Below are 21,454 nucleotides of genomic sequence, written 5' to 3'. Positions count from 1 at the left end.
GGTTGAAGGGGTGAGGGGAAAGAATGAAACGAAAGAAAACAGTGCCGCATTCATTTGTAATTGTCTTCATCATGATCATACTGGCAGTTGTTCTGACCTGGGTGATCCCGGCAGGTGAATATGTGCGGAGTGAAAATGAAAATGGGATCGTGATGATACAGCCAGGCAGCTATTTAAGAATTGCAAGAAAACCTGCTGGACTGCTGAAAATTCCGTCTTATATCGTGACCGGTTTTACAAATAATGTATCCCTGGTGCTGGTGCTCCTTTTTTCAGGGGGAGCATTCAGGCTGGTGGAAAAGACAGGGGCTTTGGAGGCGCTTTTGCAGCTCATGGCCCAGAAGCTGAAAAACAGAAGGTATCTGCTGCTGGTCATCCTGACGGTTTCATTTGCAGTGATATGCTCCAATCAGGCCATCCAGATTTTTATCCCATTTGCGCCTGTGCTGGTGATGGCGGCGATTGCCTTGGGATTTGATTCCATTACGGGGATTGGAATGCTGATTTTAGGCGGCGGCATCGGTTTTTCTACAGGAACTCTGCGCACCACAACCACTCTGGTGGCCCAGAATATTGCCCAGCTGCCGCCCTACTCGGGCTTAATATACCGGATATTCTGCATGATATGCTTTTTGGCTGTCACCTGCCCCATGCTCTGCCTCTATGCCAGAAAGGTGTCGGCAGATCCGGTCAGCAGCCCCATGTATGAGGCGGACCGCAGCAGAAAATGGAAAATGAAAACCGAATCGGTACAATTTACTATGCGTCAGATTCAGGTGCTTCTGGTGCTGGGCGGATTTATGGGACTTATGGTGGCAGGAAGTATTCTGTTGGAATGGGATATCTCTGATATAGCGGGTGTCTTTATATGGATGGCCATTGTTGTGGGGCTGGTCTGGAGAATGCCGCTAAATGATATCTGCCGAGAATTTGTACAGGGAGCCGCCGACATGCTTCCTGCAGTGATATTGACCGGAATGGGGACTTCCATCAGCGTGATTTTTAAGGAAGCGGGTATCATTGACAGCATAGTGCGTGGGCTGTCGGACTGCGTGACATGGGTGCCGGAAGCGCTGAAAGGGGCATTTTTGTATCTGGCCAACACGGTGATCAATGTGTTTATCACGTCGGGCACCGCTCAGGCTGCGGTGGTAATGCCCATATTTGTTCCATTATCAGATATGATGGGTATCACGAGGCAGACCTGTGTGCTGGCCTATAACTTTGGGGATGGGTTTTCCAATTATGTGCTGCCAACATCCAGCGCTTTGATGGGCGTTTTGGGAGCTGCCAATGTTCCTTATGGGAGCTGGATGAAATTTATGGGTAAGATTTTTGGTGTATGGGTGGTTTTAAGCTGTATTCTGACAACGGCGGCCCAGTGGATGGAGCTGGGGCCGCATTAAAAAGGAGGCTGCTGTACGGATGGATTCATTGGTGCAGCAGCTTTAATTTTGTTTGGCGCTATTTTGTTTGATATAAATCATATTTGCAACAGTTCAGACGTTGGTCAGACAGACCTCGGGAATATTAAAAAGAACCATTAAAAAGAACAGACATCGGGAAAATTAAAAAATGGTTGAGAAGTTTTTTTATTAATGATATACTATCAAAACAAGTTATCTTTATTCTAAATCTGTGGGAATGTACCGCAGTCATTTGGCCGTTTCAGCCAATAAATCCAAGTTAAAAAAACAAGCAGTTTTTTGTGTTCAAGCTTTTGGGATGGAATTTCACGATTGAAGTCATCTCTGTTTTTGATTATAATAAAAGGAGAATACCATATGGATGAAAAACCATTGCAGTGGCATGTGGCATTTCAGGCGGCCCTGCAGATTGAATTGATGGAAGACCGGGAGTATTTGCAGTTTTTAAAGGAGTATAATTTAAGCGAGAAGCCGCTTCAGATCGATACTCTGATCATTAAACTGGAACCGGGAAGGAAGATTAAAAAGAGCCTGGGACGGATATTCAGGCAGTATAATGTGGTAGAATATAAAAGCCCTTTAGACTATTTAAGCGTCAATGATTTTTATAAGGTGATGGGATATGCCTGTTTTTATCAGTCGAATACAGAGAAAGTGATGGAGATACGGCCGGATGAGTTGACCGTTACGCTGATAAGCAATCACTACCCAGACAAAACGATCCGTTATTTGACCAAAAACCATGGTATAGCGGTAACCAAGGCGTTTCCCGGCATTTATTATATGGAAGGTCTTCTGTTTCCAATCCAGATAGTTGTTACCAAGAAGCTGTCAAGGGAAGAACATATCTGGTTAAGCCGTTTGAGAAATGATTTAAATATGGAAGAGGATATTGAACCATTGGCAAGGGCATATGAAGGAAAACAAAAAAATCCCTTGTATGCGGCGGTGATGGATATGATCATCCGGGCCAATAAAAATCTGTACGAGGAGGGAAAGAATATGTGTGATGCATTGAGGGAATTGTTTGCGGATGAATTGGAAGAAGGGATAAGACAGGCGAAAGAAGAATGGATACAGGCCATGATTCTGGATAATTTGGAAGAGGGAGTGGCAGCAGATCGTATCTGTGAAAAACTACATAGAAGATTTAACATACCACTGGAAAAGGCGAGTGAATATATCGATAAATACACGGCTGTTTAATCTGATAATGGAAATACGAAAGGTGTAAAGTCTGTGCAACACACACTAATAAGGCTTTACACCTTTTATACTGCTGCGGTAAAAGCACTGCCTACTGCGTGTTTTCTGCCGTCTGAACCATTAATCATGTCATATATCAGATTAATGAGTTATAATGAAATTTATCTGATATCTTTATTAGAGAACATAAAGAGAGCATAAAGAACGGTTACATATGATAAGGAACTAAGTGGTGTGTCTAATAATCCTGATGACTTATTTTACACACAAATTTGTGCTGGAGCCACAAATTTAAAGCATAGCTGTGAATTTAAAATTCTCAGCTCATGCTTGCGCAACACAGTATCAGTTCGGACATTGCGCTAAAAAGTGCTCCGATAAGGAGGCGTCTTATGAGAATATTCACACTATTATTAATTAGCTTAGGAGTATATTTAAGCGTTGGTTTGCCGATCGGCTTTGAAGGTTCGCCAGGAGGCGCTGTTGAAACGACGAAAGTTGAGGATATGGCAGCAGAAACGGATGGCACGGAAATACAAGACATGAAAAGCGTTCCCTGGTCCGAATGGGAACAGGATGAATACGGATGGAAATATCGCATGGGAGAAAATTACATTTCAAACAGATGGCTGGAACGGGATGAACAATTTTGTTATATGGGTGAAGATGGTTATATGATGACTGATACGATAACACCTGACGGAGAAAAGGTGGATAAAAACGGGGCATGGATTATTAAGGAAACGGATTTGCCTCCGGTGCCGAATAAAGAAAAATTGGCAGATCTGGTGAATGGAGTGGACACATATATCGGTTTAAGTTTAACGGGAGGGAACCAGGCAGAAGATATGGGAGACTGCTATGTTTTTTATGATGCGGACCTCAGGTCATTGATTAAAACAAATGACGAGTTTACTTGGAATGAGACTTTGGGAGAGATTGACCTTTATGTACGCAAAGACGTGAAGCTGGAGACTGCCGGAGATATCAGGTCATTTGATGCATGGGAGTGGTCAACATCCGGAGAAAATTGTGATTCCATGCAGATATGGAGAATTGAATTTGATGAGAATGGTTATGTATGTGTTGGATGGTGTGTGGGGGCTGCTGGGTGATTTTTTTTAAAAGATATGTGTTGGGACGTTGGGGAAGCGGATAAATTTTGGCTTGGAAAAGTTTTCCTTGTTGTATCTGGGCATTTTATGTATAATTGAAATGTAAGATATAAAAATTTACAAAAAATGTTTAGAATAGACCGGATTGGCTTGGATGAAGGGTAAAGACCGGCGTTAACATTTATTTGAACAGGGTGGGATATATGAAAGTGAGTATTCGTAAAATAAGCGAATTGACAGGTTTTTCTCCAGCTACAGTATCTAATGCGTTAAACGGAAAAAAGGGCGTTAACCGGAAGACCGCAGAAAAGATTTTTGAGGTTGCGGAACAATTAGGCTATAATTTAAATGAAAAGATTACTAAAATCAGATTTTTGATTTTCAGGCGTAACGGCCTTATTATAGACGACAGCGCGTTTCATCCTGCTGTGATAGAGGGCGTGGAAAAACAAGCTAAAGAGATGGGGTATGAAACTGTATTCACTTATGTGGATATCAATGATCCGGAGAGCTATTTCCAGATCAAAAACATCGTACAGGATTCCAGTGCTGCCGTAGTCCTGCTGGGGACGGAGATGATGGAGGAGGATTTTCAGCTTTTTGAAAATGCCAAATGCCATATCATACTTTTAGACGGCTGGAGTGATACGTATTTTTTTGATGCCGTTTTAATCAGCAACACAGATGCAGCTTGTCGAGCGGTGGAATACCTGATACAAAAGGGACATGAAAAAATAGGGTATATTGGCGGTGATTTCCGGATTCAGGCTTTTAAGTACAGGGAGATTGGATACCGCAGAATGATGGAAAAGTATAGTCTGCCGATTGAAAATAAGTACCGCATTCTGGTGGGCACGAAGATTGATACGGCTTATGAAAAAATGAAAGACTATCTGAGCCGGGATAGAGAGATGCCCACAGCTTTTTTTGTGGACAATGATACAATAGCCATCGGAGTCATGCGGGCTTTGCAGGAAAAAGGGTATAAGATACCTGAGGATATATCGATTGTAGGTTTTGATGATCTCAACTTTGGTTTGGTATCGAATCCTCCGTTAACCACTGTTCATGTATATAAAAGGGAGATGGGGGAGATTGCGGTAAGGGAATTGGCAGAGGCAATGAACAATAAAAATAAAATGAAGTGCAAGATTCAGGTCTGCACGGAATTTGTTGAGCGTGGTAGCGTAAAAACAATGAAATAAGCGGAAGAAAATAAACGAAAGACGCCGTATGGGCTGTTGTTCTATGGATGATATGACATCGATGGAGCATCGGCCTTTTTTTTATTCAATAGGAGCACTTTCCTATTGAATAAAAAAACTTCCTATGCCAGCTTTGCTGGCTATGGGGGCGCACTGCGTATCGCATATAATGCGGCGGTAAGGATTCATGTCGCTGAAGCGACCCGCCATAGGCGGAGATTCCCGCGAGCGGGATTCTTTTTTGTTCCGAATCATAACCCACCGGACGGGATTATATTACGACGGAAAGGAATGATGCCGTCGCCCGTCCTCTTCATAGAAATTAAAAGAGATATGAAAAAATATTGAAATATTTATATAAACGTTTATAATAAAAACTATAAGCTGTTAACAAAACTTTAGAGGAAATGGTATGAAGGCGAATATTAAACGGATCAGCGAAATAAGCGGATTTTCTCCGGCAACAGTATCCAATGCGCTGAATAATAAAAGAAGTGTGAATTTAAAAACTTATAAAAAAATCTGGGAAATTGCTGAAGATATTGGATACCGGATTCATGCCAGGATGCCCAAAATTCGTTTTGTCATTTACCGGAAAAATGGACTGATTATAGATGAAAATCCCTTTTTTTCAGAAGTATTGCAGGGAGTGGGAGCTCAGGCAGGAGAGTGTGGCTGTGAGATTGTTTTCACATATATTGACTGCCGTGAAAAAGATTCGGATGACCAGGTTAACGAAGTGCTGGAGGACAGGGATTCTCTGCTGATTGTTTTGGGGACGGAAATGCAGGAAGAGGACCTTGACAGATTCAGGGAAAAGAGAGACAGCATGATACTTCTGGATAGTTGGAGCGACAGGGGGGACTTTGATGCGGTGCTCATTAACAATACGGATGCGGCTTGGAATGCCGTGCGTTATTTGTGGGAAAAAGGCCATAAAAAGATTGGGTATTTGAGAGGGGAATACAGAATAAAAGCCTTCCAATACAGAGAATACGGTTTTTACAGAGCGTTAGAAGAGAAGAAAGCAGAGGTTGACCGGGAATTTATTATAACGCTGGGAACCAGGCTTGACAGTGCCTATGAAGGGATGAAAAATTATCTTGACACTCATACGGCCCTTCCTGATGCTTTTTTTGCGGATAACGATATCATCGCCCTGGGAGCTATGCGCGCTTTGACAGAGAAGGGCATAAATGTGCCGTCCCAAGTGTCGGTCATTGGTTTTGATGATCTGAAATTCAGTGCGGTATCCCAGCCGGGCCTGACGACTATTCGCGTATTTCAAAAAGAACTGGCGAAGATGGCTGTCCGGCGCGTACTGGAAAAAAACAGGGAAGGCGGTTTTGTGGCAGGCCTGAAGGTCCAGGTGGAAACAAAACTCATTGAGAGGGGAAGTGTGGCAGATATAAAATAATATGAAAAATATTTTTATAAATATTTTTTTAAAATATAACTAAAAAGTAAAGCAGTGTCAGAAATTTATTTAAATAATATTGTTAATTTGCATAAAAAATATTGCAAATACCTGTATAAATTACACAAAAATGAGAAAAATCCTGCAAAAATCCTAAAAAACAATTGAAAATATTTATATAAATGTTTATAATTAACGTAGATTAAAAATTTAAACATTTATTAACGGGAAGAGAGAAAGAATTGAAATGGAGGAGGCAGGATGAAAACAGTTAAAATCGGATTCGCGCCTACTAGAAGAAGCATTTTCAGCGCGCCGGATGCAATTAAGTATCGGGATTTAACAGCAGAACGTTTAAGAGAAATGGGAGTTGACTTTGTAGACATCAAAGATGTCAATGAAGAGGGGCTGCTGTATGACGACCGGGATGTGGAGCGGATTGCAGAAAAGTTTAAAGCGGCCGGAGTTGACGGGATCATGTTTCCCCACTGTAATTTCGGTACAGAATATGTTTGCGCCAGACTAGCTAAGAAAATGAACATTCCTGTCCTTTTGTGGGGACCTTTGGATGAGAGGCCTGAGCCTGACGGTGTAAGGCTCAGGGATACACAGTGCGGTTTATTTGCAACCGGAAAGGTGTTGCGGAGATTTCAGATTCCTTTTACCTATGTAACCAACTGCCGCTTGAACGATCCTGTATTCGAAAGGGGCATCAGGGATTTCATTGCCGTATGCAATGTGGTAAAAACATTTCGGAATATCAGAATTCTTCAGATAGCGCCAAGACCTTTTGATTTTTGGACCACCATGTGCAACGAAGGAGAACTACTGGAAAGGTTTAATATCCAGTTGGCCCCGATTCCCATGACTGAATTGACTGAGGAAATAAAAAAAGTCAAGGAAGAAAACAGCAGGGTTGAGGAGCTGATTACATATATTCATCAGAATATGGAAGTACGGATAAAAGAGGACGAAACGAGGAATGTAGCGGCTTTGGCGGCGGCCATGGAAAATTTGGTTCAGCGTTATGGCTGTAACGCGGCAGCCATCCAATGTTGGAATGCGCTTCAGACGGAACTGGGAATCATGCCCTGTGCGGCTAATGCCATTCTGAATGAAGAAGGGATTCCTGTGGCTTGTGAAACGGATATCCACGGAGCGGTCACATCACTTTTGGTTGAAGCGGCAGGCATGGGCGAAACAAGAAGTTTTTTTGCTGATTGGACCATACGCCATCCTGACATTTCCAATGGGGAACTGCTCCAGCACTGTGGTCCGTGGCCAGTATCCATTGCCAAAGAAAAAGCGGCGCTCACGTATCCGCTGGCATTTGAACATCCAGGAAGCCTGACTGCCGAAGCAAAACATGGCGGCGTCACATTATGCCGTTTTGATGGCGACAACGGAAACTACTCGTTGCTCCTTGGCAATGCAAAAGGTGTGGAAGGTCCTGTTTGTATGGGGACTTATCTTTGGGTAGAAGTAGAGAATATTAAGCGTCTGGAAGCAAAGATTGTAGAAGGGCCTTACATTCATCATTGTGTGGGGATCCATAAAGATGTTGTTCCGGTGCTCTATGAGGCGTGTAAGTATATGGGGATCGCTCCCGATTTATATGATCCGGTGGAAGAAGAGGTCAGAGCTTATTTGAGAGGCGAATGATTGTAAACCGGTTATGTGAAAGGAGCAGAGGATGAATTTAAAAGTATTGGCATATCAACTTAGACAGGATACCGTTGAACTGATACGGGCTGGAAAAGCCGGCCATATAGGCGGGGATATGAGTGTGATGGAAATCCTGGTCGAATTATATTTTAAACAGATGAATATAAGCCCGGAAAATATGGAGAATGACAACCGTGACCTGTTCATTTTGAGCAAAGGGCATTCTGTAGAAGCGTATTACAGCGTATTGGCAGAAAAAGGATTCTTTACAAAGGAACAGCTTCTTTCGGAATATAACCGGTTTGGTTCCCTTTTTATAGGACATCCTAATAATAAACTTCCCGGAATCGAGATGAACTCCGGTTCATTGGGCCACGGACTGCCTGTCTGCGTAGGAATGGCCCTGGCAGGCAAGATGGACCATAAAGATTACCGTGTATATACCGTGATGGGAGATGGGGAACTGGCGGAAGGCTCCGTATGGGAGGGCGCTATGGCAGCCGGCCATTATAAGCTTGATAATCTGTGCGCTGTTGTTGACCGGAACAGGCTGCAGATATCAGGAGAGACTGAAAAAGTAATGGCTCAGGACAGCCTGATCCGGCGGTTTGGCAGTTTTGGCTGGCATGTAATAGAAGTAATAGACGGAAATGATATTGATCAGTTGGATTTGGCTTTTGAAGAAGCAAAACTTACAAAAGGAGCGCCGACCGTGCTGATTGCCAATACCATTAAAGGAAAAGGGTCTGCCGTCATGGAAAACAAGGCAGGCTGGCATCATAAAGTACCAAATGATGAAGAATACCTTCAGATTATGGATGATCTGGAAGCAGCAAAGGAGGCCCTTGGTTAATGGAGAAGTTGGCGAATAAGCAGATGATTTGCCGTGTGCTGATGGAAGCGGCAGAAAATGATGAAGATATTGTTGTACTATGCAGCGACTCCAGGGGAAGTGGATCTATGACGCCGTTTGCCGAGTCTTATCCGCATCAGTTTGTTGAGACGGGAATTGCGGAACAGAACCTTGTGAGCATTGCAGCGGGCATGGCGAAATGTGGAAAAAAAGCATATGCGGTTTCACCGGCTTGTTTTTTGGCTGCGAGAAGTTATGAACAGTGTAAAATCGATGTGGCGTACTCCGATACAAATGTGAAATTGATCGGGATCAGCGGAGGAATCAGCTATGGCGCCCTTGGGATGAGTCATCATTCAGCTCAGGACATTGCAGCGATGAGCGCCGTCCCTAATATGAGAGTATATCTTCCAAGTGACCATTTCCAGACAAAACAGCTCATGGAAGCGCTTTTAAAGGATGAAAAACCGGCATATATCAGGGTTGGAAGAAATGCTGTTGATCCGGTTTATGAAGAAAATAACGTTCCTTTTGAATTGGACCGGGCCGTTTGTATCCGTGATGGTTCCGACGCTGTTATCATCGCCTGCGGGGAAATGGTAAAACCGTCGTTGGATGCAGCTAAGCTGTTGGAAAATGACGGGATCCACGTGGCCGTCATTGACATGTATTGTCTGAAACCATTTGACGAAGAAACGGTTATCCGGGCTGCGGCACGTGCTCCGGTTGTGGTGACTGTTGAAGAACACGCCCCCTTCGGAGGCTTAGGCGCCAGAGTTTCCCAAACGGTTGGGAAACATTGTCCGCGCACTGTGATTAATCTGTCTTTGCCGGATGAGCCGGTGGTGGCCGGAACATCAGCGGAAGTGGATCATTACTATAACTTGGACGCAGAGGGAATAATGGAGGCGGTAAAGGAAGTATGCCTGAAAATTATATAATCAGTATTGACCAGAGCACACAGGGAACGAAGGCCCTCCTGTTCGACCGCAAGGGATCCTTGTTAAAACGGGTGGACATTAAACACTGCCAGAAGGTCGATCACAGAGGGTGGGTTTCCCATGATCCGGCGGAAATCTACGGAAATACCATAAAAGCAGTAAGAAATCTGGTTGAAGAAGCCGGAATTTCAAAGGATCATGTGGCCGGTATTGGGATCAGCAATCAAAGAGAAACTACGGCTGCCTGGGACCGGGAGACGGGGATTCCCGTAACTGATGCCATTGTCTGGCAATGCAGCAGGGCGGAGGGGATCTGCCAAAGAATTGAGGAAAAGGGGTATCAAGAGATGATACGCTGCCGCACTGGTATCAACCTGTCTCCGTATTTCCCGGCGGCTAAAATGGCGTGGATTCTTGAACAAGTAAAAGGGGCAAAAGAAAAAGCACAGCAAGGCCGGCTTTGCTGCGGCACGATCGATAGCTGGCTGGTTTACAAGTTGACCGGGGGAAAAGTTTTTAAGACCGATTACTCCAATGCGTCCCGAACCCAGTTGTTTAATCTATATGAACTAAAATGGGATACAGAAATATGTGGTATTTTTGGGATCGATCCGTCCTGCCTGGCTGAGGTTTGTGATTCTGACAGTTGTTTTGGAGAGACGGATGCAGAAGGATTTTTTAATAAACCGGTTCCCATCCACTGCGTGCTGGGAGATTCCCACAGCGCTCTTTTTGGACAGGGGTGTCTGGAGGCCGGTATGGCTAAGGCGACCTACGGGACGGGATCGTCGGTCATGATGAATATCGGAAAAAAGCCTGTTTTGAGCGGACATGGGCTGGTCACTTCTCTGGCCTGGAGCATGAATGGAACAGTGGATTATGTGCTGGAAGGGAATATTAATTATACAGGCGCCGTAGTAACCTGGCTGAAAGATGATGTGAAACTGTTTCAGTCCCCGTCGGATACGGAAGATATGTGCAGAATGGCCTGGCAAGATGACGGATTGTTTCTGGTTCCTGCATTTACAGGTCTGGGAGCGCCTTATTGGAACAGCCGGGCAAAAGGTGCGCTGATGGGAATCAGCAGAACAACCCGGAGAGAAGAGATTGTCAGGGCTGGGGTTGAGTGCATCGCTTATCAGATTAACGATGTGGTTCAGGCTATGGAATATGATACGGAAATCAAAATACGGGAGCTGCGGGCTGATGGAGGTCCTACCAGAAATGGATATCTGATGCAGTTTCAGGCGGATATTACGGATGCTTTGGTGCTGGCTCCTGAGACGGAAGAACTTTCGGGAATTGGGGCAGCATATGCAGCCGGACTGGCCCTTGAGATTTATACAAAGGAAGTGTTCGGTAAAATAGGAAGAAAAACATATGAACCATCCATGGAATTGTCCAAGAGAAGGGAAAAACAGGAAGGATGGAACAAGGCAGTGAATGCAGTTCTTCATATGTAATGGTTTCGGAATGGAAAAAGCAAAATTCCCAAAACGTGCGGAAAGGGGGAGATGGGCATTGCTCCTTGGCGGGCATTTAGCAGAAGATGGATTGGGGATCATGATAATGTAAGGAAAGAGTATAAAAAACAGGAGGAACAGATTATGAGATTAAAAAGAGCAGCAGCGATGACAATGGCATGTATGATGACCGCGGCAATGGCGTTAGCAGGATGCGGCGGTAAGACAGAGACAAAAGAAAGCGCAGCGGCAGCGGGAAGCAGCGGAGCTGCAGCAGGAAGTACCCAGGCGGCAGCGGCGTCAGAGACCAGTGCTGCAAAATCCGGCGGCAAGGCCATGGAGCTTACATACTGGACGTTGGAAAGCAGAAAAGCGGCGGCAGAGCCAATTGTTGAAGAGTGGAATAATACGCATGATGATGTGAAAATCGTCCTTTCTATCTACAGCACCGATGGTATGAAAGATGCATGTAAGGTAGCCGCTTCTTCAAAGACGCTGCCCAATATGTGGTTTAACTGGGGCGGCAGCCTGGGCGGATTTTATGCTGAAAACGGCCTGACATATGATCTGACCGAGTATGCCGAGAAGAATAACTGGAGTGAAAAGTTTTCTGAAAACTCATTAAAACTGACTACTTTGGGAGGCCAGCTCTGCGGATATCCCAATAGTTATAAAGTAGTCGGCATCTATTATAAGAAGGATATTTTTGAGAAACTGGGTTTGGAAGTTCCGTCTACGTTTGAAGAATTTGAGCAGGTTTGTGCAGCGTTGAAGGAAAATGGCATAACACCAATATCCACGGGCGGCTTAAACGGATGGCATACCATGCGTTTTGTGGAACTTCTGTTTGAACATTATGCAGGCGCAGAACTTCATGATAAGATGAACACCTTTGAAGAAAGTGTGGACAATGAAGCAGTTGTAAAAGCGTTTGAGAAATATCAGGAATTCTGCGAAAAAGGGTATTTCCCTGAAGGGTTTATGACACAGGATCCTAATGATACTTTGATTGCCCTCGCAACAGGACAGTGTGCAATGGATGTCCAGGGTCCTTGGTATGATGCGCAGATTATCAGAAATGAACAGAATCCGGCAGATTACGGAGTATTCGCCTTCCCGAGCGGCGGAACAAACCGTATGTCCGCGTTTGTGGAAATGACCCAGTTTAATGTAGATAATACCGAAGAAGAACTGGAAGCCTGTATCGAATTCATGGATTTCTTCCATTCTCAGGAAAATGTTGAAAAATATTCTGAAGGCTTCAGCCTGCCGCTTGCCCTTTTGGATGCCAAACTGGTGGACAGCCAGCCTAATGTGCCTGTTTTAATGGATACATCGAAGGAAAACGGTGTGTTCCTGATTACTGACCAGGCTTTCCCAACAGAAGTTGCCGATGTATTGTTTAATGCACAGGATGCGATTGCGAACGGACAGATGACACCTCAGGATGCGGCGAAAAACTTACAGGAAGCAATTGAAAATTATAAAAATAAATAATTGATTAGGCGGGCAGTCCGGCCCGCCTTTTGAAACATGAGAATTGATTCAAAGACAGAGGTGGAGCCGTGAAGAGAAAGAACAAACTTGTCAAAAATGACATAAGCGCCTATTTATTCCTGGTACCGGCTATGGTTATTTATTTGTCGGTCATTGTAATTCCTGTAATATATTCTTTTTTTATCAGTCTATTTAAGTGGAACGGAATCGGCGAAAAAACATTTGTCGGTCTACATAATTATATTAACCTGTTTGCCAAAGATCAGATTTTTAAAATTTCAATCATTAATAACCTGACCTGGATTGTGATGACCCTGGTTATTACTATGACGGCAGCGCTTATGTTTGCCCTCTTGCTGAATCAGAGTTTTAGGGGACGCACCTTCTTCAGGGGATTATTTTATTTTCCATGTGTTGTTTCACCTATTGCTGTAGCATTGATCTGGAGATGGATTTATAATCCGAATATCGGGTTTATTAATCAGTTCTTTAAAGCGCTTGACATTTCCTTTTCCCAAAGCTGGATTTCAAATCCCAAGGTGAGCTTGTATGCTGTTTTCGCAGCATCTCTTTGGCAGGCGGTGGGGCAGCCCATGATTTTGTTTTTGGCAGGCCTGCAGGGGATCCCTTCTGAGATACTGGAAGCGGCCACAATTGACGGGGCCGGGAGTGTTAAGAAATTCTTCTATATAACGCTGCCTCTGTTAAAAAATACATTTGTTGTTGTGATAGCCACTCTGACAGTGGCGGCAATGAAAGTCTATGACGTTGTGCAGGGACTGACTGGAGGAGGACCGAACAATGCCACTCAGATGATGTCCACCTATATGTACTCTCAGGTTTTCCAGTATAATAATGTGGGATACGGAACTGCGGTGGCCTGCACAATGCTGCTTATGATGCTGTTTGTAATCGTTCCGTATGTATCCTTTACGGCGAAAGAAAATTAGACAGAAGGGGTGGATGCGGAAATGACAGAAAAGGTTCAAAAATATTCGAAAAAAATAACGCTGTATGCGGTGTTGGGCATTTTGGCCATTATCTGGATTGTGCCGATTTTTACACTGACAGCCACTGCGATCAAGAGCAGGGCGGAGTTTTACGGAGGAGCAAGCCTGTTCAGCGTTCCTGAAAAGATTTGCTGGAGCAACTTTTCCAAGGCGGTCAGCCAGGGACGGCTGTTTATGTATATGAAAAATGACCTGGTGATATCATGTATGAAGGTTCCGCTGGGGATTTTTATAGAGGCCCTCGCTGCCTTTGCCCTCACCCGGCTGAATATCAAACACCGAACAGGGATTTTTGTTTTCTTTCTTATTGGTATGATGCTTCCGATGCAGACGGCGCTTGTACCTATCAATGTGATTTTCAGCAAGCTGAAGCTGTTAAATACTTATTTCGGATTGTTTTATGTCTATGTGGGATTCGGTATATCGTTTGGAATTTTAATTTTAAGAGGTTTTTTTATTGGAATACCAAAAGAATTAGATGAGGCGGCCTATATTGACGGCTGCAATAAATGGCAGTTGTTTACAAGAGTTATTCTGCCTGTCTCCAAGCCGGCAGTGGCTACATTGGTGATCATGGATTTTCTTTCCACCTGGAATGAATACCTGCTGGCCAGTGTCATCATTAATGACAATACAAAAAAGACGGTTCCTACCGGAATAATGACTTTTGTAGGGGAACATGGAACCGATTATGGATATTTATGTGCGGGTGTGCTGATCTCAGTCGTACCGGTGCTGCTTGTTTATCTGTTCTTCCAGAGATATTTTGTAGAAGGAATCGGGGGCGCAGTAAAAGGTTAATAAAAAGAAAAAAGAAGAGAGGTATGGATATGGAACTGTTAAGTTATCAGAAGTCGATGGAACGCTGGGGAATGATGGAGATATCCTGCAAGGGGCCGGAAAGCGGTAATCCTTTTACCGATCATCAGATCAGAGGAACCTTTACCGGCAAAAATGAAAACGTAGTGACGGATGGATTTTACGATGGGGAGGGGATCTATAAAGTCCGCTTTATGCCGTCTTTTGAAGGGGCGTACAGATTCAGCATTGAAAGCAGTTTTTCGGAAGAAAGGGTGGAAGGTGAATTTTCCGTAACCTCTCCAGGGCCGGAAAACCATGGACCGGTCCGTGTTGCCGATAAGTATCATTTTGCCTATGAAGATACTACCCCGTATTATCCTATGGGAACCACCTGTTATGTATGGAATCTTCAGTCGGACGAATTGATTCAGAAGACGTTGGAAACATTAAAAAGCAGCGCATTTAATAAAATTCGTTTCTGCATTATGCCGAAACACTATCTCTTTAACCTGGGAGAACCGAGATCATACCCCTATGAAGGGACCCCTATGGATTCCAGCGTGCTTACCAAAGATAATTTCTCAGACTATACGGATAAAACAGAAGGGAACAACTGGGATTTTACCAGATTTAATCCGGAACATTTCCGCCATATTGAAAAATGTATCTGCGCCTTGATGGATCTGGGCATCGAAGCGGATATCATTGTCATGCATCCCTATGACAGATGGGGGTTTGCGCAGATGCCGAAAGAAGCGGATGACCTGTACTGGAGTTATGTAATTGCCAGGTTTGCGGCATACAAGAATGTCTGGTGGTCACTTGCCAATGAGTATGATCTTATGAAGCACAAAACCCTGGCGGATTGGGAACGTTATGCGTCAATTATCTGTGAAAAGGATCCGTACAATCATCTTCGCTCCATCCATAACTGCAAAATCTTCTATGATTATACCCGCCCATGGATCACTCACTGCAGTATTCAGCGGGTGGAGTTGTATCGAAGTTCGGAACTGACAAATGAGTGGCGTAAACGTTATGAAAAGCCGGTTGTGCTGGATGAAATTGTATATGAAGGAAATATACAGAGAGGTTGGGGAAACATAACAGGCGAGGAAATGCTCAGGAGATTTTGGGAAGGCGCCTGCCGTGGAGGCTATCCACAGCATGGTGAGACTTATCTGAGTGATGATGATATCCTCTGGTGGTCCCATGGAGGGGTTTTGCATGGTGAGAGCCATAAGCGCTTTGGTTTTCTGCTGGACATCATGAAAGAGACACCGGGTTCGGGATATCTTATGTACTGCGACGGCTGCAATACGGATGAAGTTTGTGCAGTGCCGGAGAAGCGTTTTGGAGATAAAACGCCGAATGAATACTATCTCTTCTATTATAGCTTTATGAGGCCGTCTTTCAGACAGTTTTACTTCGATGATGAAACGGAATATGAAGCTGAGGTGATTGATACCTGGGATATGACCATAGAAAAAGCAGGAACATTTTCTGGTAAATTTATAATTAATCTGCCGGCAAAACAATATATGGCCATCAGATTGAGAAAAAAACAATCCTAATAACCTGCTGTTCAAAAGGGGTGTAAAATTTTTCAACCTTGCATTCTGACAAGAATCCTTTATACTAAACCTATATAATAATATAGCTGTACATATGGAGGTAAAGTCAAAATGAAGGTTGTAATAATGGAAGATTTAGGAGTGTCAAAGCAGGCGTTAGACGAACTGAAAAAGCCTTTGGAAGCGAAGGGGTGCCAGTTTTTTGACTATCAAAGAACAACGGATACAGCCGTTTTAATCGAACAGGCCAAAGATGCCGACGCCATGATTCTGGCGAATATGCCCATGCCTGCGGAGGTGATCAATGCCTGTGATAATCTGAAATTTATCGATATCGCGTTTACCGGAGTGGATCATGTGGCTATGGATGCGGCCAGAGCTAAAAAGATCGATGTGAGCAATGCCACAGGATATTCCAATGAAGCGGTGGCTGAATTGGCTATAGGACTGGCTGTTGGGCTGATGAGAAAGATTCCTCAGACGGAAACCCGTTGCAGAAACGGAGAGACAAAGGCCGGTTTGGTGGGCGGTGAGATCAAGGGAAGAAAGATCGGCATCATCGGCCTTGGAAACATCGGCAAACGTTCCGCTGAACTGTTCCACGCATTCGGCGCGGAAATTCTGGCATGCAGCAGATCGGTTCACAACGATTATCCGGAATATATCACTCAGGTTACCATGGATCAGTTACTGGAAGAATCCGATATCGTGGTTCTGCACTGTCCGTTAAATGATTCCACACGGGGAATGATCGGAAAAGCCCAGCTTGAAAAGATGAAAAAGAGCGCGTATCTGATCAACCTGGCGAGAGGGCCGGTAGTGGTGGCGAAGGAACTTGCGGATGCGCTGAATCAGGATGTGATCGCAGGAGCCGCCATTGACGTATTTGACAAAGAACCGCCGCTGGACGCTTCCGAACCTCTTTTAAATGCGAAGAATACCATTTTAACGCCTCATATCGCATTTGCGTCCGACGAATCCATGCAGCTCCGCGCCCAGATCATTATGGATAACCTGGAAGCCTGGATGAACGGTTCACCTGTAAATGTGGTAAAATAACGTTGTTAACAGCCCGGACGGTGGGAAACTTGGTTAAAAATGGCGTCAGGCTCTCTTGTAAGCGGCTTTCTGAACCAAGTTTCCGCCATCTGAACCAGTATACGCCATCTGAACCAGTACATCATTTTTTCACAAGGGGGAAGTCTGCCCGGACATCTCCCCCTTATGAAAACAATTATAAGTTTTTGATTATATTATCGAACGACACCAGATGAAGCATGGAGATAACGTCGCTCATTCTCTTTTTAGAGAATTTTTTCAATATGCTGTTCACCTGGCTTTTTATAGTAGCCTGGGACACGTATCTCATCTGGGATATCTGTTTATAGGAATATCCTTCGTAAACGGCCTTGAGCACATCGAATTCACTGTTGGTCAGTTCGCTCAGAATGTGGAATGCGAACAAAAGGGACTGGTTCTGCATCCGCAGGGAATTGAATTCTTCCCGTATTTTGTTGGCGATTTCCGGCCTGAGCATGAGGTCGTTGGAATAGACATTTCTTACGGAAGTTAACACCCGGTCAATGGAATCGGTTTTTATGATATAATCCATAACTCCCACGGAATAGGCATAGAATAACAATTCATCGTCTTCGTGTATGGTGACGATGATGATCTTTGTGTTGGGGAGAAGTTTATGGATTTTTTCTGATGCCAGAATGCCGGAATTATTTGTTTCCATCTGAATATCCATTAAAATCACGTCCGGGCGGCAGGCCTCGGCCACAGAAACCGCTTCCATGCCCGAATTGGCGGTGCCGACCACATTTAAATCCGGCTCCCGGTTTAGATTTTCCTTGAAATAGTTCACGATTTCCGGCATGTCGTCAACGACCATGATATTGATTTTTTCAGTTCCTTCTGTGTTCATAGTTATCATCTCCTTATGATTCGGCTATGCAGCCCGGCAGCAGGATTTCGACTTTGGTGTACTGCTGCTCTTTGCTTTTGATGCGGATGTGTCCGCCGTGCGATTCTACGATTTTCATAACATAGGGCATTCCCATGCCAAAATTATGAGACCCGATACTTGTGGAAAAATTCAGGGAAAAAATTTTTCTTAAATTCTTTTTTGCGATTCCGCAGCCATTATCCCAAACAGAACAATAGATCCAGTTTTTGCTTCGGACAACCGAGATTTTGATTTTGTGCCCGTCCTGCCCCTCCTTTTTTTTCATGAGAGCATCGATGGAATTATGAAAAATATTTGAAAAGAGCTGCTCTAACTGATATGGATCAAATAATCCCATCAGTTTTTCACCTGTATAATCCTTTTCCACAGTGATGGAGGAAGGAAACACGGTCTCCGATATGCATTTGTCCAGAATGCTGATAAAATCGTTAAAGGATGTTTTGGTATTCAGATTCCGTATGTTGTTCAGGTTATTTGTTAAAACGGTTAACTGGTGGGTGCTCAAATCATGGATCTTATTCAGCGCGGCCTCGCCTTCCGGGGAACCGTAGTTCTGCATGGCTGTTTCCGAGAGCATCTTGAATGTAAACATCAGGTTTTTGTTGGAATGAAAGACGTCCCTGAGGTTGGCGTAAAGGGTGTTGAGCTGCTTTTTTATGGATCTGGCCCGGATCTGGAGGAACATGCTGTCGATTCCGGTCCAGATGATAAAATAAGTGACGACGACCAGCAGGATAAAAACAATAACAGGAAATTTTATGTCGTAAAACCTGGATATCCGGGTTTCAGGGGCAATGGTCCACAGGCCGGTGTAAAACAGGCTGGAAGCGGAAAGCCGCAGGTCGCTGATAAAAATGGTGAAATAAAACAGGGAGTTTAACAGCCCGATGCTGATACTCAGGCCCAGAAGCTGGTCAAAAAAGAACGTGATCCTGTTTTTTATGCCATTGTAGAGCAAAAAAGCGATAGGATAGACCAGGCATATGGTTCCAAGGCATGATATGATGTGATCCAATGAAATTACAACAGACCGGATCAGGTTTTTCCCTTCGGGTGATTCTGCGGTATGATATAAAATATAGAGTTTCCATGCCGTTTTCGAGTGGTAAAAGATGAAAAAGCTGATGATGTAAATCGTCAGAATGGAGTAGACGAGGGACATCAAAGGCATTTTCCGGTTCTTCTCCTGTCCGGTTAACAGATTCTTGCAGAAAATGTTAACAAATAAAATGATGGTGCCAAAATAAATGGATATGAAGACATTCCGAAGCAGCAGCAGTTTGGAGAGCGGCAGATACTTCAGAATATTCAACAGCATCAGGTAGATTTGATGAGCCAGTATGGAAAGAAAAGGGCCGAAATTAACATCGTAATTTGCCTTCTTTGTGGCAAACATCAGGGTTGCTGTCAGAACGATGGCCATGCTGAAGAGCATGACGGAAAATAGGATATGATAAAGATTTCTGATATCGCTTATTAAAAGCACAATGGCGAAAATAAACAATAACATTATAGTCAATTCCATGAAAATCCCCCCTGACCACTTATGTATTTTAGTGGATATAGACAATATAACATAGGGGTTTGGAATTGGCAACATGAAAGACCGGCCTGACTGGTTGTAAATTTTTTCAACCTGTTCAAAGCCGGAAGGCCAGTATATAATGAGGTCAATCCAGTACGGGGGGACAAAAACAAACGATTTAAGGAGGATTTCGGTATGAAAATTTCTAAGCGTATTATGGCACTATCACTTGCAGCGGCGGTGGCGGTAACCGGACTTGCCGGATGCGGAGGAAAAACAGAAGCATCATCACAGGGAACCAGCGGAGGCGGCGCTGCCAGTACAAGCGGTACAGAAGGGGGCGGCGCGCCAAAAGAGGTGGACACGGTAACCGTGTGGTCGGATAACATTTCACAGAAACCCATCAGGGACGAACAGGTTGCCGCATTTAACGAAGGAATTGGAAAAGAGCTGGGGATTAAAATTGAATTTACCGTATATGGCACGGATTACATGGATACCATCAAGCTGGCGGCCGGCAACGGGGATGCGCCGGATCTGTTCAGAAGTGATTCCAAATGGCTGACAGACTTTGTGAAAGCCGGATATGTGGTTGCCTTAGAGGATATGGACTGTGAATCCAGCCGTAACCTGATTGAAATGTTTGATCCATACTGCATTCCTCAGAGACATACGATGAATGGAAAACACTATACACTTCCATACAGCCTTACCACCTATAAATTCTTAATTAACAAAGATCTTTGGGCAAAAGCAGGGCTGACGGAAGCGGATTATCCTAAGACCTGGGCTGAGGTAAGAGAATGTGCGGCTAAGATCACAGCAGCCTGCAACGGAGACGCTTACGGTTTTGGTCTGGGACTTGGAACATTATGGACACTCAGCAGCTATTTCACAACACCTGCAGGAAAATGGACCGGACATTACGGCTATGATTATGCGGATCAGCAGTTTGAATACAGCGCATACGCTCCTATGCTGGAAGAACTTTACGGTATGACACAGGACGGAAGCGTGCTTCCTGGATATGAGAGCATGGACGCAGACAGCTTGCGCGCTCAGTTCTCAGCCGGCGTAATCGGCATGATGCCCGCGGCAAGTTTTGACTGTGCCCTGTACAATGTACAGTTCCCGGCCGAATGTGACTGGGCGGTAATCGATGTACCCACTGTTACGGGAGAAAATGACTACAAAGATTTCGTACAGCCCGCAGACCTTTTATGTGTTGGAACTAACGCACTGAGCCATTATGAGAACGTCATGAAAGTTATGGAATATTTCTATTCCGACGAATGCGCGGCAGAATTCTATGAAGAAGCGGTTTTAATTCCTGTTCGTAAAGAAGCAATCGAGCTGGCTAAAAAGGAACCGGCAGGCAAGGGATTCGCAGAATTCGCAGAGGGCATTGACAATACATTCCTTCTGGCAATGAGCCCGGATACCATCGTTAAGGTAAAAGGCCTTACATACCGGGAAGTTATGGCTAATTATCTGACTGTCGGCGGAGATATCAACGAAATACTGGGAGAATTGGACGGCAGATATAATGAGGCTTTGAAAGAGATCAGCCCGGATGAATTAGCACTTTATTTATCCAGTGATGAAACCATAAAGAAATAAAGAGATGATAAAGTGCACGGACACAGGATGTAAATCTTTATCCGTGCACTTTCTATGTAAAATTGCGCCTGCTATGCCGGAATGCGGCAGTTATAGGGAACGGTGGACGCGAAGCAAAAGCGCGGATACCATGATGGAAAAATGTAACAATTATGCAAATCTG

At 44.3% G+C, this 21,454-nt stretch carries 17 protein-coding genes; 15 read left to right on the top strand and 2 right to left on the bottom strand.

The window, feature by feature from the left end; all coding sequences use genetic code 11:
- The first annotated feature begins 23 nt into the window (after positions 1 to 23).
- The 14 genes from GPL15_RS13370 to GPL15_RS13305 all read left to right on the top strand — a co-directional run bounded on the left by GPL15_RS13370 (position 24) and on the right by GPL15_RS13305 (position 17,233).
- On the top strand, positions 24 to 1,406 hold the full coding sequence (locus GPL15_RS13370; protein ID WP_215699175.1) for an AbgT family transporter: 1,383 nt from the start codon (positions 24 to 26) through the stop codon (positions 1,404 to 1,406).
- A 378-nt stretch (positions 1,407 to 1,784) separates the two neighbouring features.
- A complete protein-coding gene (locus tag GPL15_RS13365; protein ID WP_215699174.1) occupies positions 1,785 to 2,633 on the top strand; it encodes a 3-isopropylmalate dehydrogenase in 849 nt (282 codons plus the stop codon).
- A 392-nt stretch (positions 2,634 to 3,025) separates the two neighbouring features.
- On the top strand, positions 3,026 to 3,748 hold the full coding sequence (locus tag GPL15_RS13360) for a hypothetical protein (RefSeq protein WP_215699173.1): 723 nt from the start codon (positions 3,026 to 3,028) through the stop codon (positions 3,746 to 3,748).
- A 203-nt stretch (positions 3,749 to 3,951) separates the two neighbouring features.
- Positions 3,952 to 4,953 carry a LacI family DNA-binding transcriptional regulator gene (locus GPL15_RS13355; RefSeq protein ID WP_215699172.1) on the top strand — a complete coding sequence of 334 codons (1,002 nt, stop codon included), beginning with the start codon at positions 3,952 to 3,954 and terminating at the stop codon, positions 4,951 to 4,953.
- Positions 4,954 to 5,365: 412 nt separating this feature from the next.
- Entirely contained in the window at positions 5,366 to 6,370 is a 1,005-nt protein-coding gene (locus GPL15_RS13350; RefSeq protein WP_215699171.1) for a LacI family DNA-binding transcriptional regulator, read from the top strand.
- Between the two features lie 261 nt (positions 6,371 to 6,631).
- On the top strand, positions 6,632 to 8,032 hold the full coding sequence (locus tag GPL15_RS13345) for an L-fucose/L-arabinose isomerase family protein (protein ID WP_215699170.1): 1,401 nt from the start codon (positions 6,632 to 6,634) through the stop codon (positions 8,030 to 8,032).
- Positions 8,033 to 8,063: 31 nt separating this feature from the next.
- Positions 8,064 to 8,888: a transketolase gene (locus GPL15_RS13340; protein WP_215699169.1), complete on the top strand. Its 825-nt coding sequence runs from the start codon at positions 8,064 to 8,066 to the stop codon at positions 8,886 to 8,888.
- Positions 8,888 to 9,829 (top strand): transketolase C-terminal domain-containing protein, encoded by a 942-nt coding sequence (locus tag GPL15_RS13335; protein ID WP_215699168.1) that lies wholly within the window; start codon positions 8,888 to 8,890, stop codon positions 9,827 to 9,829. The genes GPL15_RS13340 and GPL15_RS13335 overlap by 1 nt, the downstream gene beginning before the upstream one ends.
- On the top strand, positions 9,811 to 11,292 hold the full coding sequence (locus GPL15_RS13330; protein ID WP_215699167.1) for a glycerol kinase: 1,482 nt from the start codon (positions 9,811 to 9,813) through the stop codon (positions 11,290 to 11,292). The genes GPL15_RS13335 and GPL15_RS13330 overlap by 19 nt, the downstream gene beginning before the upstream one ends.
- 144 nt (positions 11,293 to 11,436) lie before the next feature.
- Complete coding sequence (locus GPL15_RS13325; protein WP_215699166.1) at positions 11,437 to 12,789, top strand: extracellular solute-binding protein; 1,353 nt, start codon at positions 11,437 to 11,439, stop codon at positions 12,787 to 12,789.
- Between the two features lie 68 nt (positions 12,790 to 12,857).
- Positions 12,858 to 13,739: a sugar ABC transporter permease gene (locus tag GPL15_RS13320; RefSeq protein ID WP_215699165.1), complete on the top strand. Its 882-nt coding sequence runs from the start codon at positions 12,858 to 12,860 to the stop codon at positions 13,737 to 13,739.
- Between the two features lie 21 nt (positions 13,740 to 13,760).
- Positions 13,761 to 14,600 (top strand): carbohydrate ABC transporter permease, encoded by an 840-nt coding sequence (locus GPL15_RS13315; protein ID WP_215699164.1) that lies wholly within the window; start codon positions 13,761 to 13,763, stop codon positions 14,598 to 14,600.
- A 29-nt stretch (positions 14,601 to 14,629) separates the two neighbouring features.
- Entirely contained in the window at positions 14,630 to 16,174 is a 1,545-nt protein-coding gene (locus GPL15_RS13310) for a DUF5605 domain-containing protein (RefSeq protein ID WP_215699163.1), read from the top strand.
- A 111-nt stretch (positions 16,175 to 16,285) separates the two neighbouring features.
- Positions 16,286 to 17,233 carry an NAD(P)-dependent oxidoreductase gene (locus GPL15_RS13305; RefSeq protein WP_215699162.1) on the top strand — a complete coding sequence of 316 codons (948 nt, stop codon included), beginning with the start codon at positions 16,286 to 16,288 and terminating at the stop codon, positions 17,231 to 17,233.
- Positions 17,234 to 17,408: 175 nt separating this feature from the next.
- Here the strand turns inward: GPL15_RS13305 and GPL15_RS13300 are convergent, their stop codons facing one another.
- Together GPL15_RS13300 and GPL15_RS13295 are read right to left on the bottom strand one after the other, a co-directional pair.
- The gene (locus GPL15_RS13300; protein WP_215699161.1) at positions 17,409 to 18,104 is read right to left on the bottom strand and encodes a response regulator transcription factor; all 696 of its coding nucleotides are present in this window, start codon (positions 18,102 to 18,104) and stop codon (positions 17,409 to 17,411) included.
- 13 nt (positions 18,105 to 18,117) lie between these two features.
- Complete coding sequence (locus GPL15_RS13295; RefSeq protein ID WP_215699160.1) at positions 18,118 to 19,671, bottom strand: ATP-binding protein; 1,554 nt, start codon at positions 19,669 to 19,671, stop codon at positions 18,118 to 18,120.
- A 195-nt stretch (positions 19,672 to 19,866) separates the two neighbouring features.
- Here GPL15_RS13295 and GPL15_RS13290 point away from each other — a divergent pair, with 195 nt between their 5' ends.
- Positions 19,867 to 21,291 carry an extracellular solute-binding protein gene (locus tag GPL15_RS13290; RefSeq protein ID WP_215699159.1) on the top strand — a complete coding sequence of 475 codons (1,425 nt, stop codon included), beginning with the start codon at positions 19,867 to 19,869 and terminating at the stop codon, positions 21,289 to 21,291.
- The last annotated feature ends 163 nt before the right edge of the window (positions 21,292 to 21,454 follow it).

It is taken from the genome of Clostridium sp. MCC353 (assembly GCF_018785315.1).
Lineage (GTDB): Bacteria > Bacillota > Clostridia > Lachnospirales > Lachnospiraceae > CHH4-2.
Note: the sequence above shows the minus strand (reverse complement) of the source record. Positions and strands in the feature narration are given on the sequence as shown.